This is a genomic window from Kitasatospora sp. NPDC048407, assembly GCF_043200475.1.
In the GTDB taxonomy this organism is placed as follows: domain Bacteria; phylum Actinomycetota; class Actinomycetes; order Streptomycetales; family Streptomycetaceae; genus Kitasatospora.
On the sequence record NZ_JBICXW010000016.1, the window covers coordinates 83,668 to 95,913 of the forward strand.

A 12,246-nucleotide genomic window follows, 5' to 3' on the forward strand; every position below is an offset into this window, starting at 1 on the left:
TCCCCGGACAGGCCGTGGCGGCACGCGGGCGGCGGTCAGAGCTTCAAGCTGTTGATCATTCCGGCCAGGTTGGCCGTCACCTCCTGGATCGACGGTGCGATCGAACTGGAGGCCAGGTAGAAGCCGAGCAGTGCGCACACCAGCGCATGGCCCAGTTTCAGGCCCGAACGCCGGACCAGGAGCCAGACCACGAAGAGCATCAGGACGGCGGCGGAGACGGACAAAGCCATGACGGCTCACACCCTTCCTCGGGTGCGCCGCCCCGGGGAGGGGCAGCGGGCGGAACGATGGTCAACTGATACCGGATCGGTGACCTCCGGGTGACGTTCCGTGAGCCCGTCCGGGGTGTCGTGGCGGCCTCGTTCGGGTACAGCGCCGCCGGTCAGGGGCGGTCCGAACGGCCGTACGCCGCGGGTGCGGCGGGCTGCTCCGAAGGAGTGAGGCCCTAGGGTCTGCGGCATGACCACCGAGAAGCCGCACGACACCTTCCCCCGGCAGTACGCGCGCACCAACCGGTTCACCACCGGCGCGCCCCGGTCGTTCAGCGTCACCCCGGACGGCGCGCGGGTGCTGTTCCTGCGCTCCCGGGGCGCCGGGGCGCCCGCCAACCTGCTGTGGAGCCTGGACGTCGCGACCGGCGCCGAGACCGTGCTCGCCGACCCGGCGGTGCTGCTCGGCGGCGGCGCCGAGGAGCTGTCCGCCGCCGAGCGGGCCCGTCGCGAACGCAGCCGGGAGACCTCCGCCGGCATCGTCGGCTACACCCTGGACTCCGCCGGGCGCACCGCGGTCTTCGCCCTCTCCGGGCGGCTGTTCGCGGTCGCGGTGGAGACCGGCGAGTACCGCGAACTGCCCGCCGCTGCACCGCTGTTGGACCCGCGCCCGAGTCCGGACGGCAACCACGTCGCGTACGCCACCCCCGGCGGCGAGCTACGGGTGACGGCCCTCGACGGCAGCGGCGACCGGCTGCTCGCCGGGCCCGAGGGCGAGGGCATCAGCTGGGGGCAGGCCGAGTTCATCGCCCAGGAGGAGATGGGCCGCGACCGCGGCCACTGGTGGGCCCCCGACGGCAGCGCGCTGCTCGCCGCCCGGGTCGACGACACGCCGGTGCGCCGCTGGTGGATCGCCGACCCCGCCAACCCCGGGCGCCCGCCGGTCGAGATCGCCTACCCGGCCGCCGGCACCCCCAACGCCGAGGTCGGACTCTGGCTGCTCGGCCTGGACGGCACCCGCACCGAGATCCGCTGGGACCGTGCCGCCCACCCCTACCTGGCCCGCGTGCACTGGTCGGCCGGCGGCCCGCCGCTGCTCCAGGTGCAGGCCCGTGACCAGCGCGAACAGCTGGTGCTCGAGGTGGACCCGGCCACCGGTGACACCACCGTGCTGCTCACCGAGCGGGACGAGGACTGGCTGGAGCTGTTCGGCGGCGTCCCGGTACGGCGCGCCGACGGGCAGCTGGTGCGGATCGCCGACCACGGCGACGCCCGGGTCCTGATGGTCGGCGAACAGGCCGTCACCGACGCCGAGTTGCACGTCCGCTCGGTGCTCGGCCTGGATGGCGAGCAGGTGCTGTTCTCGGCCTCTTGCGGCGCCGCCGAGTTCGAGCGACGCCCGCCCGGCTGGCTCGGCGTCTTCACGTACGGCCCGGACGGCGTGCGGGAGCTCGGCGAGGGCGCGCTCGGCGCGGTGCGCGGGGGCGGTACCACCGTGCTCACCACCGCCGACCCGCGCCGGCCCGGCACCACCGTCACCGTGCTGCGGGACGGCGCCGAACCGCTGGTGATCGCCTCGCACGCGGACACCCCGCTGCTGACCGCCCGCCCGGTGTTCCGGTTCGCCGGCGAGCGGCGGATCCCCTGCGCGGTGCTGCTGCCCACCGGCTACGACCCGGACGTGGACGGCGACCTGCCGGTGCTGATGGACCCGTACGGCGGCCCGCACGGGCAGCGCGTGGTGCAGGCGCACAACCCGCACCTGACCTCGCAGTGGTTCGCCGACCAGGGCTTCGCGGTGATCGTCGCCGACGGGCGCGGCACCCCCGGGCACAGCCCCGCCTGGGAGAAGTCCATCAACCGGCGCACCGCCGAGATCACCGTCGCCGACCAGGTCGACGCGCTGCACGCGCTCGCCGAGGAGTTCCCGCTAGACCTCGGCCGGGTCGCCATCCGCGGCTGGTCCTACGGCGGCTACCTGGCCGCCGCCGCCGTGCTCCGCGAGCCCGACGTATTCCACGCCGCGGTGGCCGGCGCGCCCGTCACCGAGCACGACCTGTACGACACCCACTACACCGAGCGCTACTACGGCGACCCCGCGGTGGAACCGGAGGCGTACGAGGCCAACTCGGTGGTGGCGCTGGCTCCTTCGCTGCGCCGGCCGCTGATGATCGTGCACGGCCTGGCCGACGACAACGTGGTGGTCGCGCACAGCCTGCGGCTGTCCACCGCGCTGCTCGCCGCCGGCCGCCCGCACACCGTGCTGCCGCTCTCCGGGGTCACCCACATGACGCCGCAGGAGGACGTCGCGGAGAACCTGCTGCTGCTCCAGGTCCGGTTCCTGAAGGACGCCCTGGGCATGGCGTAACCGGTGCACCCGTGACATCCGTCATGCGGACGTCACGACGGTGCACACTGCCGACGGCACCCCCGTTCCGAGGAGTCTTGAGGAGTCGCAGAGAAACGGCTCCGAAGGGACTGAGAGACAGATGGGTACGGGAACGGGGGAGGTCGCGGCCTTCCGGAACGTCAGCAAGAGCTACGGCCGGGTGAAGGCGGTGAACGGACTCGACCTGGTCCTGCGACCGGGCGAGACGGTCGCCCTGCTCGGCCCGAACGGCGCGGGCAAGTCCAGCAGCCTCGACCTGCTGCTGGGCCTGCGCGAACCCGACAGCGGCACCGTCGAACTGTTCGGCGGCACCCCGCGCGAGGCGATCACCGGCGGCCGGGTCGGCGCGATGCTGCAGAGCGGCGGCCTGATGAGCGACGTCAAGGTCCGCGAACTGGTCACCCTCGCCTGCAAGGTGCACCCCAAGGGGCACAAGCCCCAGGAGGTGCTGACGACCGCCGGGATCGCCGACCTCGCCGACCGCCGGGTCGACAAGCTCTCCGGCGGCCAGGAACAGCGCGTCCGGTTCGCCCTCGCGGTGGCCGGCGCCAACGACCTGATCGTGCTGGACGAACCCACCACCGGCATGGACGTCTCGGTCCGCCAGCAGTTCTGGGCCACCATGCGCGCCCAGGCCGACGCCGGCCGCACTGTGCTGTTCGCCACCCACTACCTGGAAGAGGCGGACTCCATCGCCGACCGGGTCCTGGTCCTGCACAAGGGCCGGCTGATCGCCGACGGCACCTCCGCCGAGATCAAGGCCAAGGCCGGCGCCCGCCGGATCGGCTTCGAACTGCACCCCTCCGACGGCGGCCCGCTCGACGAGGCCGTGCTGCGCGCCCTGCCCGGCACCGTCGGACTGGACGTCAGCACCCGCACCGACGGCGTGCACACCGTCCGGATCCGCTCCACCGACGCCGACGCGGGCGTCGCCGCGCTCTACAAGGCCGGCCTGTACCCGCGCGGGCTGGAGGTCACCAGCCTCGGCCTGGAACAGGCCTTCCTGACCATCACCGGAGAGAAGGACAAGGACGACGAGGAGAGCGCGCGATGACCACCCTGATCCAGCTGGAGATCCTGCGCACCCTGCGCAACAAGAAGTACCTGATGCTCATCGTCCTCTACCCGGCCCTGCTGTACGTGTTCTTCATCAGCGCCTACGGCAGCGGCGGCACCGTGGCCGGCGGAGTCTCCGTCAAGTCGTACTTCATGGTCTCGATGGCCACCTTCGGCGCGGTCGGCGCCGTCCTCACCGGCTCCGCGCAGCGGATCTCGCTGGAACGCAAGGCCGGCTGGACCCGCCAACTCCGGCTCACCGCACTGCCCGGCCGGGCCTACACCATCGGCAAGATCGCCGCCTGCGCCGTCACCACGCTGCCCGCCATCGCCGTGGTCTTCGCGGTCGGCGCGATCGAGGGCGTCGACCTCACCGCCACCCAGTGGCTCGGCCTGGCCGCCGTCCTGTGGCTCGGCAGCTTCGTGTTCGCCGCGCTCGGCGTCGCCCTCGGGTACGCCGCCCAGCCGGACGCCGTCCAGCCCGTCGTGATGATCGTCTACATGCTGATGGCACTGCTCGGCGGCACCTGGTTCCCGGTCAGCGACTCGCTGAAGACCTTCGCCCGGTTCAACCCCGTCTACGACTACAACCAGCTGGCCTCGTTCATCCACGGCCAGGGCGTCGCGGGCTCCGCGATCGCCGCCCTGGCCGGCTTCCTGGTGCTGTTCACGGCCGTCGCGGCCTACCTGTACCGCAAGGACTCCCGGCAGGCATGATGGCCCGCATGCAGACCACCGGCCCGGCCCGCCGCCCCGACCACCCCGGGGAGGACGGGCCGGACGGCCGCTGGACGACGTACCCGGGCGCGCCCGTCGACACCCGCCGCCAGCTCCTGGTCAAGCTGATGTGGACGTCCGTCTGGGCGTTCTACCTGCTGTACCCCGTCCAGGACCTGGCGACCGGCCGGCACACCACCGCCGCCACCGCGGCCGGAGCGGCGCTGCTGGTGGTCTTCCTGGCCGCCTACATGTCGCTGGTGGTGATCCGCAACAGCCGGCGGACCACCCGCTCCAGGCAGTACCTGCCGTTCGCGCTGATCCTCGGCATCGCCGTCGGTACCTCGATCGGCCTCGGCGAAGCCTGGCTGACCCTGTTCACCTACACCTCGGTCTGCGCCGCCATCATCCTGCCCGGCCGCAAAGCCCTCGCCGGCATCGCCGGCGTCACCGGGGTCTTCGCGACCATCGGCTTCGCCACCGCCGCCGACCGCACCACCTTGGTCGCGGTCGGGCTGCCCTGCCTGCTGGCCGGCCTCGCCATGTACGGCATGCAGCGCCTTGTCACCACCATGCGCGAACTGCGCGAAGCCCGCACCGCCGTCGCCCACCTCGCCGCCTCCGAGGAACGGCTGCGCCTCGCCCGCGACCTGCACGACCTGCTCGGACACTCGCTCTCGCTGATCGCCATCAAGAGCGAACTCGCCGGCCGCTTCATGGACGCCGAGAAAGCCGCCGAGGCCCGCGCCCAAGTCGGCGACATCGAAAAGGTCGCCCGGCAGTCGCTCACCGACGTCCGCGAAGCCGTCAGCGGCTTCCGCCGCCCCACCCTGGCCGTCGAACTCGCCGCCGCCCGCACCGCCCTGACCGCCAGCCGGATCGAACTCGACGCCGACCCCCGCCTGACCGACGAACGCCCCGGCCTCGGCCCCGAGGAGACCGGCGCCCTCGCCTGGGCCCTGCGCGAAGCCGTCACCAACGTGGTCCGGCACGGCGTCGGCGCCACCCGCTGCTCCGTCCACCTCGACGAGACCTGGGAGGACGACGGCCGCCACGCCGTCCTGGAAGTCGTCGACAACGGCCCCGGCCCCGGCAAGTCCCACCCCGGCAACGGCCTCTCCGGCCTCCGCGAACGCCTCGAACAGGTCGGAGGCCACCTCGACGCCGGCCCCGCCAACCGCGGCAAGGGCTTCCGGCTGCGCGCCCTCGTCCCCCTGCGACCCGGCCCCAGCGGGGAATAGGCTGCGCCCCGTGACGGACCGAACCGGCGACCAGCAAGTACGCGTACTCCTGGCGGAAGACCAGAGCATGGTGCGGGAGGCCCTCGCCGCACTCCTCTCCCTGGAGGACGACCTCGACGTCGTCGCCCAGGTCGCCCGCGGCGACGAGGTCGCGGCCGCAGTGACGGAACACCGGATCGACGTCGCGGTCCTCGACATCGAGATGCCCGGCATGACAGGCATCGACGCCTGCGCCGAGATCCGCCGCGTCCACCCCCGCACCAAGGTCGTCATCGCCACCACCTTCGGCCGCCCTGGCTACCTCCGCCGCGCCATGGAATCCGGCGCCGACGCGTTCCTGGTCAAGGACGCGCCGGCCGCGGAACTCGCCGAAGCGATCCGGCGCGTCCTGCGCGGCGAGAAGGTCATCGACCCCACCCTGGCCGCCGCCGCACTCGCGGAAGGCGCGAACCCCCTCACCCCGCGCGAACGCGACGTCCTGGCCGCGGCGGCGGACGGCTCCGTCAACGCGGACATCGCGGCCCGGCTGCACCTCTCCGAGGGGACGGTGCGGAACTACCTGTCGATGGCGATCCAGAAGACCTCGGCGCGCAACCGCGCGGAGGCGGTACGGGTCGCCCGCGAAAAGGGCTGGCTGTAACAGGATGAGGTGAACCACCAGGGGCGCGGGGAGACTTGCGCGAGCAGGCGGGTGCGAAAACAGGGGCGCTGGGGGTACCCCCAGGCGAAGCCGAGGGGGCGGAACTGCGCGACCAGCGCAGACCACGTCCCCAAGGTCGCGATCAAGTGCAGGTCATTGTCCTGCGTCGCGATCTTGGGGACGGGGTGCCTCCCGCCTCGCGCAGTTCCCCGCGCCCCCGGTTTCGCACCCTCTCGCGCCCTCAGTTCAGTCGGTGCCGCGCCGACTTGGCTTCGTCGCGGACGCGTCTCGCACTGTCCGGGTCGAACGCGTCCAGGATCTCCGCGTACGAGTCCATCTCCGCGGCCCCGCCCAGGAAATCGCCGGTCTTGACCAGCAACTCGGCGCGCTCCAGCCGGAGTTGTGCGGGGTGGCGGGGGAGGAGCAGGGCGAGTTCCGCGGCCCAGAGCTGGGTGCGGGCGTGTTCGGGGCGTTCGGCGGCCCAGTGGCGGATGTTGCCGAGGACGCGCAGGACGGTGTCGAGCGGCTGGGCGGGGGTGAGCAGTTCGGGGGTGTAGGGGTGGCCGGACGCGGCGACCAGGCGTTCGACGTCGGGGATGTCGAGCAGGCGGCCGCCGTGGAAGGGGTCGGCGAGGACGTAGTCGTCGCTCCCGTCGGGCCCGCCGACCGCGACGATGAAGTGGCCGGGCAGGGCGATGCCGTGGACGGTCAGGCCGGCCCGGGCGGCGACCGCCGACCAGACCAGGGAGAGCATGATCGGCAGCCCGCGGCGGCGACGGAGCACCTCGGGGAGGAGGGAGGATTCCAGCCGCTGGTAGTCGGACTGGCGGCCGTGGAAGCGTTCCCGGCCGCCGAGCACCGCCGCGAGGAGCGCGGCGGTCTCCTCGGGGCCGCGCGGGCGGCGTTCGGCGACGGCCTCGCGGATGGCGGCGGCGTGCCGGTCCAGGGCGGTCTGGCAGGCGCTCAGGACGGCGTCGAGGTCGGGCGGTTCGGCGCTGTCGCCGGGGTCGCCGAGGGTGTGCTCGGCGGCGGCGAGCAGGCACAGCAGCACCGGGTCGGGGTTGTCGGCCCGGGCCTCGGCTCGGAAGCGGGTTCTGCTCTGCTCGGTCACTGCGGCCTTCGGTTCAGCAGCGGTTCGTGGCTCGGTTCAGGTGGTGCACGCTACCGCTGGGGAAGGCGCGCGTAATGGTAAGTGTGACTGGTCGTGAAGCCCCGGTGGTCGTAGAGCGCCTGAGCGCCGTGGTTGTCGGCCTCGACCTGCAGGTAGGCGCCGGTGGCGCCCTCTTCGGCGGCACGCGCGGCGAGTACCGCCATCACGGTGGTGGCCAGGCCGCTGCGGCGGGCGGCCGGGACGACCTCGATCGCGGAGAACCCGGCCCAGTCGCCGTCCACCGCCATCCGGCCGATCGCGAGCGGGGTGCCGTCGGGGCCGGGCACGTGGGCGAACCAGACCGACGGCCCGCCGTGCAGGACGGCGCCGGCGGCGGTCTCCAGGGCGGGGTCGTCGCCCACCCGGCGGTACAGCGAGAGCCAGTCGCGGTCGGCCGTGCGGGACAGCCGGACCTGCCGCCAGCTGTCCGGTGCGGCCGCCCTGGTCAGTCCGCCGAGCCGGGCCTTGCGGACCGTGGTCGGGGCCAACCGGTCGCCCAGCCCGTCGAGTCCGGGCGGCGAGGCGCCGTCCACCACCTCGACGAGTGCGGGCAGGCCGCGGGCCGCGTACCAGTCGCGGACCAGGTCCAGCGCCTCGTCCAGCGGCAGGCCGGGGTCGCCGATCGCCTGCACCGAGTTGGCGCGCTTGGTGAAACCGGCGGAGGCGCGCAGCACCCAGTCGCCGAGCGGCTGCTGTTCGACGGCGGGCCAGCCGCGCGCCGCGGTCCGCTGGAGTTCGGCCGGAGTGATGCCGGGCATCGGGACGTTCCGGGCGGGGAACGGCGGCACCGGCTTGCCCGCGACCAGCAGATCTGCGGCGAAACGCGCCGACACGCCGTGCCGGGACTCGATCGTCAACCCGTCGCCGTCCCAGGAAGTGAGCACGCCGATCACATCGCGGAACACCGGCCGTCCGTCCGCCACGCCGTCAGCACGCCGCGCCGAGACGCGTCTTCCCACGTCAGACGGGTCTATCCGGACCTCCGGACGGGCCTCCAGCGGTACTCCGCCGACCATCAACCGCACCTCCTGTGCATTTGCGTCCCCCGACCCGCGATACTAGGGGCGGGCATCGACGACGCCGCGCGCACCGCGCGACCGAGTAAACAGTAGGGCGGCAGCCCTTCCGAGGAGGAACGACAGCGTGACCTACGTCATCGCGCAGCCTTGTGTCGACGTGAAGGACAAGGCGTGCATCGAGGAGTGCCCCGTCGACTGCATCTATGAGGGTTCGCGTTCCCTCTACATCCACCCGGATGAGTGTGTGGACTGCGGTGCGTGCGAGCCGGTGTGCCCCGTCGAGGCGATCTTCTACGAGGACGACACTCCGGAGGAGTGGAAGGACTACTACAAGGCGAACGTCGAGTTCTTCGACGACCTGGGCTCGCCCGGCGGCGCCTCCAAGCTCGGCCTGATCGAGCGTGACCACCCGTTCATCGCGGCCCTGCCCCCGCAGAACGCCGACCACTGATCGGTGGCATCCACGCTGTGAGCACCAACGACAGCACGCACGCGCCGTTCCCGGGACACCCGGGGGCGGCGCGCCGCGTATCCGACCGCCTGCCGGTCTTCCCGTGGGACAAGCTCGAACCGTACAAGCGCACCGCCGAGAGCCACCCGGACGGGCTGTGCGACTTCTCCGTCGGCACCCCCGTGGACCCGGTGCCGGAGCTGATCCAGCAGGCCCTGGCCGCGCACACCGACACGCCCGGCTACCCGACCGTGTGGGGCCCGCCGGCCCTGCGCGAGGCGATCGCCGGCTGGCTGAACCGCCGGGTCGGCGCCGAGATCGGCCCCGCTGCGGTGCTGCCCACCGTCGGTTCCAAGGAACTGGTGGCGTGGCTGCCCGGCCAGCTCGGCCTCGGCCCCGGCGACCAGGTCGCCTACCCGAAGCTCGCCTACCCCACCTACGAGGTCGGCGCGCTGCTCTGCGGCGCCGAGCCGGTCGCGTACGGGGACATCGACGAGCTGGACGGCGGCAAGGTCCGGCTGCTCTGGCTGAACTCGCCGTCCAACCCGACCGGACGGGTGCTCGGCGCCGACGAGCTGCGCCGCGCCGTCGAGTGGGCCCGGGAGCACCGGGTGCTGCTGGTCAGCGACGAGTGCTACCTCGAACTCGGCTGGGAGGCCGAGCCGGTGTCGGTGCTGCACCCGTCGGTGTGCGGCGACTCGCACGAGGGGCTGCTCACCGTCCACTCGCTGTCCAAGCGCTCCAACCTCGCCGGGTACCGGGCCTCGTTCGTGGCCGGCGACCCGGTGGTGGTCCGTGAGCTGCTGGAGATCCGCAAACACGGCGGCATGATCGTGCCCGCGCCGGTGCAGGCGGCCACCGCGGCCGCGCTCGCCGACGACGCGCACGTCGCCGAGCAGCGGGAGCGGTACGCCAAGCGGCGCGGCGCTCTGCGGGCCGCGCTGGAGGCGTACGGGTTCCGGATCGAGCACTCCGAGGCGAGCCTGTACCTGTGGGCGACCCAGGACCGGCCGTGCTGGGAGACCGTGGCCGAACTCGCCGAGCTGGGCATCCTGGTGGCCCCCGGCGACTTCTACGGCCCGGCGGGCGACCGCTTCGTGCGGGTGGCGTTCACCGCCACCGACGAGCGGGTGGCCGCCGCCGTGGAGCGGCTCAAGCGCTAAGCACGTGGAAGGGGCGGAGCCGGTCGGCTCCGCCCCTTCGGCGTTCGTGCGACGGATCAGCCGGCGAGGTGGCTGCCGCCCGCGCCGCCCAGCCCGCCGAGCAGCCCGCCCAGCGGGGTGGCGCCCAGCAGGCCGCTCAGCGGGTTGTTGGTGCCGCCCATCGGGGGCATCCCGCCCAGGCGGTTGGCGGACTCGTGCTCGGCCAGGCCTGCGACGGCGCCGGTGACCGGCAGCGACTGGACGGCGCCGAGGACCGGGGCGAGCTTCTCGGCGGCCGGCAGGCTCTGCGCCAGGCGGTCCACCGGCAGGTTCTTGGCGACGGTACCGAGCGGGGTGGCGGTGGCCTTGCGGGCGGCCGGGAGGACCTTGTCGGTGACCGCAGGGCCGACCTTCTGCTCGACGGCCGGGACGACCCGGTCGGACAGCGTGCCGAGCGCACCGGTCAGCTGGTCGGCGTGGGCGGCCGGGCCGAGGTGGCCGAGCGCCTCGTCGGTGGAGGGCAGGGCGTGCGCGACGGTGCTGCCGGCCGCGTCACCGACGGCCGGACCGCCCGCCGCGAGGGCCGCGGAGCCGGTGGTGCCGACCATGTGGCCGAGCTCGTGGCTCGCCCCCTGCACCGTGTCGCCCGAGTTGGGGACGTTGGCCAGCTTGGTCACTCCGGCGCCCAGGTCGGTCTGCGGGACCACCTCGGAGGCGGAGGCGGCACCCGCGGCCGCGAGCGGCGCCGCGGTGGCGGCGACGAGCAGCGCGGCCTGGGCGAGCCGGCGCGTGAGGGGGAGGGACATGGTGCTCCTAAGAGGTGAGGTCTACGGTCCGCCGGGCGGACGGCCGGTACGGCTGTCCGCCCGGCGGGCGACGTGTATGACCGCAAGAGCACCGGGAAGGTTTCGGCCGGTCAAGGTCAAGGGTTGGTAAAGATCGGACGATCCGCTTTCCGGCAAACCGGGTGGATCGTCCACGATGCGACGACTGAAGAATCGTCACTTCCCTTGGCGGGCACGGAAACCCTCGTCCGCGTCCCGGACCGGCGTGTCGGCGGTTCGCCGACTGCCGTGCCGTCAGCGGGAGTTGACGCGAATCACCCGGTGGGCCGTCACCCGGGCATTTGTGCGTCAACGCACCGCCGGCGCCGTCACTTCTTCTTCGGCGGCGCGCCCAGCGTCACCAGCACCCGGTCCGTCGGGGCGGTCGGCAGCGGCTTCCAGCCGTCGTTGGGCCGGTCCACCCGCCACACCTTGCCGTCGTAGGCGACCTGCCCGATGCCCAGGTCCGCCGCCCGCGCCACCGACCACTGGGCCAGCGCCCAGCCGGTCTGCTGGGTGCCGCCCGCGCTCGCGGTGCTCGCGGTCGGCTGCGGGGTGAAGGCCAGCACCTCGCGCGGGTCCTTGGCCGCCTTGTCGGCGGTTGCCACCGTCACCGCCTTGCCGAACTCCCGGCGCACCCGGTCGGACACGCCGGTGGCCGGCGGTGCCGCCGCGTCCGGCTGCGGAAGCTCGTGCACCACGCAGTTCAGCGCCGCCGGCTCGCGGCCCATCAGCACGGTGGCCAGCAGCGTCGCGTTGTTCTCGTGCTTGGCGTACGCCTGCGGGTAGCCGCTGCGCTGCACCTGCTGGGCGGCGTCGGTCAGCGGCATCTGCGCGTAGCCGTTCACCTTCACCAGCGCGTCCAGGAACTTGTTGGTCGCGTACACCGGGTCCATGATCTGCTCGACGGTGCCCCAACCCTGCGACGGGCGCTGCTGGAACAGGCCCACCGAGTCCCGGTCGCCGCCCTCCAGGTTGCGCAGCTTGGACTCCTGTATGGCGGTCGCCAGCGCGATCGTCACCGCCCGCTCGGGCAGGCCGCGGGACATCGCCACCGCCGTGATGGTCGCCGCGTTCGCCGCCGCGCCCAGCTCCATCGACCCGGAACCGGACGTGGCGGTGACCTTGCAGCCCTCGTCCGGGACGGTGATCTTCTCGCGGTTCAGCCACACCACCAGGCCGCCGACCACCGCAAGTGCCAGTACCCCCACCAGGATTCGCCGCCACGGCCGCCGACGGCGCTCCTCGGCGCCACCCTCCGAGTACTCGGCGTCTGTGGCCACCGTGGCCCCTCTCCTCGTCGTCCGTCGTCCACGCAGCGGTCCGCTTTCCGATTCCGCGCCGTCCGCGGACACCGTAACCGTTCGGACGGTCGTACGGGTCCGCGCGGTTGCGTGCCAGGCCCCGG

The 12,246-nt window shown here is 73.2% G+C and carries 12 protein-coding genes; 7 read left to right on the forward strand and 5 right to left on the reverse strand.

Annotated elements, in window-relative coordinates; translation table 11 throughout:
- Positions 1-35: 35 nt before the first annotated feature.
- Positions 36-230 (reverse strand): DUF2304 domain-containing protein, encoded by a 195-nt coding sequence (locus ACGFWJ_RS26165; protein WP_380487809.1) that lies wholly within the window; start codon positions 228-230, stop codon positions 36-38.
- A 229-nt stretch (positions 231-459) separates the two neighbouring features.
- On the opposite strand from ACGFWJ_RS26165, the gene ACGFWJ_RS26170 reads away from it, so the two are divergent.
- From ACGFWJ_RS26170 to ACGFWJ_RS26190, 5 genes are all read left to right on the forward strand, one after another.
- Positions 460-2,577 carry an alpha/beta fold hydrolase gene (locus ACGFWJ_RS26170; RefSeq protein ID WP_392953907.1) on the forward strand — a complete coding sequence of 706 codons (2,118 nt, stop codon included), beginning with the start codon at positions 460-462 and terminating at the stop codon, positions 2,575-2,577.
- A gap of 121 nt (positions 2,578-2,698) precedes the next feature.
- Positions 2,699-3,652, forward strand: coding sequence for an ABC transporter ATP-binding protein (locus tag ACGFWJ_RS26175; RefSeq protein WP_392953909.1), 954 nt, complete (start codon positions 2,699-2,701; stop codon positions 3,650-3,652).
- Positions 3,649-4,371 (forward strand): ABC transporter permease, encoded by a 723-nt coding sequence (locus tag ACGFWJ_RS26180; protein WP_392953911.1) that lies wholly within the window; start codon positions 3,649-3,651, stop codon positions 4,369-4,371. Before ACGFWJ_RS26175 ends, ACGFWJ_RS26180 begins: the two co-directional genes overlap by 4 nt.
- Positions 4,372-4,379: 8 nt before the next feature.
- Positions 4,380-5,612 carry a sensor histidine kinase gene (locus ACGFWJ_RS26185; RefSeq protein WP_392953914.1) on the forward strand — a complete coding sequence of 411 codons (1,233 nt, stop codon included), beginning with the start codon at positions 4,380-4,382 and terminating at the stop codon, positions 5,610-5,612.
- Positions 5,613-5,622: 10 nt separating this feature from the next.
- Positions 5,623-6,252, forward strand: coding sequence for a response regulator (locus tag ACGFWJ_RS26190; RefSeq protein WP_392953916.1), 630 nt, complete (start codon positions 5,623-5,625; stop codon positions 6,250-6,252).
- 241 nt (positions 6,253-6,493) lie between these two features.
- Here the strand turns inward: ACGFWJ_RS26190 and ACGFWJ_RS26195 are convergent, their stop codons facing one another.
- The gene (locus tag ACGFWJ_RS26195; RefSeq protein WP_392953918.1) at positions 6,494-7,363 is read right to left on the reverse strand and encodes a transglutaminase family protein; all 870 of its coding nucleotides are present in this window, start codon (positions 7,361-7,363) and stop codon (positions 6,494-6,496) included.
- Positions 7,364-7,413: 50 nt separating this feature from the next.
- The gene (locus ACGFWJ_RS26200; RefSeq protein ID WP_392953920.1) at positions 7,414-8,325 is read right to left on the reverse strand and encodes a GNAT family N-acetyltransferase; all 912 of its coding nucleotides are present in this window, start codon (positions 8,323-8,325) and stop codon (positions 7,414-7,416) included.
- A 220-nt stretch (positions 8,326-8,545) separates the two neighbouring features.
- Here ACGFWJ_RS26200 and fdxA point away from each other — a divergent pair, with 220 nt between their 5' ends.
- Positions 8,546-8,872 (forward strand): ferredoxin, encoded by a 327-nt coding sequence (fdxA, locus tag ACGFWJ_RS26205; RefSeq protein WP_350511846.1) that lies wholly within the window; start codon positions 8,546-8,548, stop codon positions 8,870-8,872.
- 17 nt (positions 8,873-8,889) lie between these two features.
- On the forward strand, positions 8,890-10,035 hold the full coding sequence (dapC, locus tag ACGFWJ_RS26210) for a succinyldiaminopimelate transaminase (protein WP_392953924.1): 1,146 nt from the start codon (positions 8,890-8,892) through the stop codon (positions 10,033-10,035).
- A 56-nt stretch (positions 10,036-10,091) separates the two neighbouring features.
- Here dapC and ACGFWJ_RS26215 read toward each other — a convergent pair whose 3' ends face one another.
- Together ACGFWJ_RS26215 and ACGFWJ_RS26220 are read right to left on the reverse strand one after the other, a co-directional pair.
- Positions 10,092-10,820, reverse strand: a complete 729-nt coding sequence (locus tag ACGFWJ_RS26215) for a hypothetical protein (RefSeq protein ID WP_392953927.1) — start codon at positions 10,818-10,820, stop codon at positions 10,092-10,094.
- 347 nt (positions 10,821-11,167) lie between these two features.
- Positions 11,168-12,121, reverse strand: coding sequence for a hypothetical protein (locus ACGFWJ_RS26220; RefSeq protein ID WP_387637658.1), 954 nt, complete (start codon positions 12,119-12,121; stop codon positions 11,168-11,170).
- Positions 12,122-12,246 lie beyond the last annotated feature (125 nt).

Coding starts and splice junctions, on each gene's coding strand:
- ACGFWJ_RS26165 (WP_380487809.1), bottom strand. CDS start 230: ATGGCTTTGTCCGTCTCCGCCGCCGTCCTGATGCTCTTCGTGGTCTGG.
- ACGFWJ_RS26170 (WP_392953907.1), top strand. CDS start 460: ATGACCACCGAGAAGCCGCACGACACCTTCCCCCGGCAGTACGCGCGC.
- ACGFWJ_RS26175 (WP_392953909.1), top strand. CDS start 2,699: ATGGGTACGGGAACGGGGGAGGTCGCGGCCTTCCGGAACGTCAGCAAG.
- ACGFWJ_RS26180 (WP_392953911.1), top strand. CDS start 3,649: ATGACCACCCTGATCCAGCTGGAGATCCTGCGCACCCTGCGCAACAAG.
- ACGFWJ_RS26185 (WP_392953914.1), top strand. CDS start 4,380: ATGCAGACCACCGGCCCGGCCCGCCGCCCCGACCACCCCGGGGAGGAC.
- ACGFWJ_RS26215 (WP_392953927.1), bottom strand. CDS start 10,820: ATGTCCCTCCCCCTCACGCGCCGGCTCGCCCAGGCCGCGCTGCTCGTC.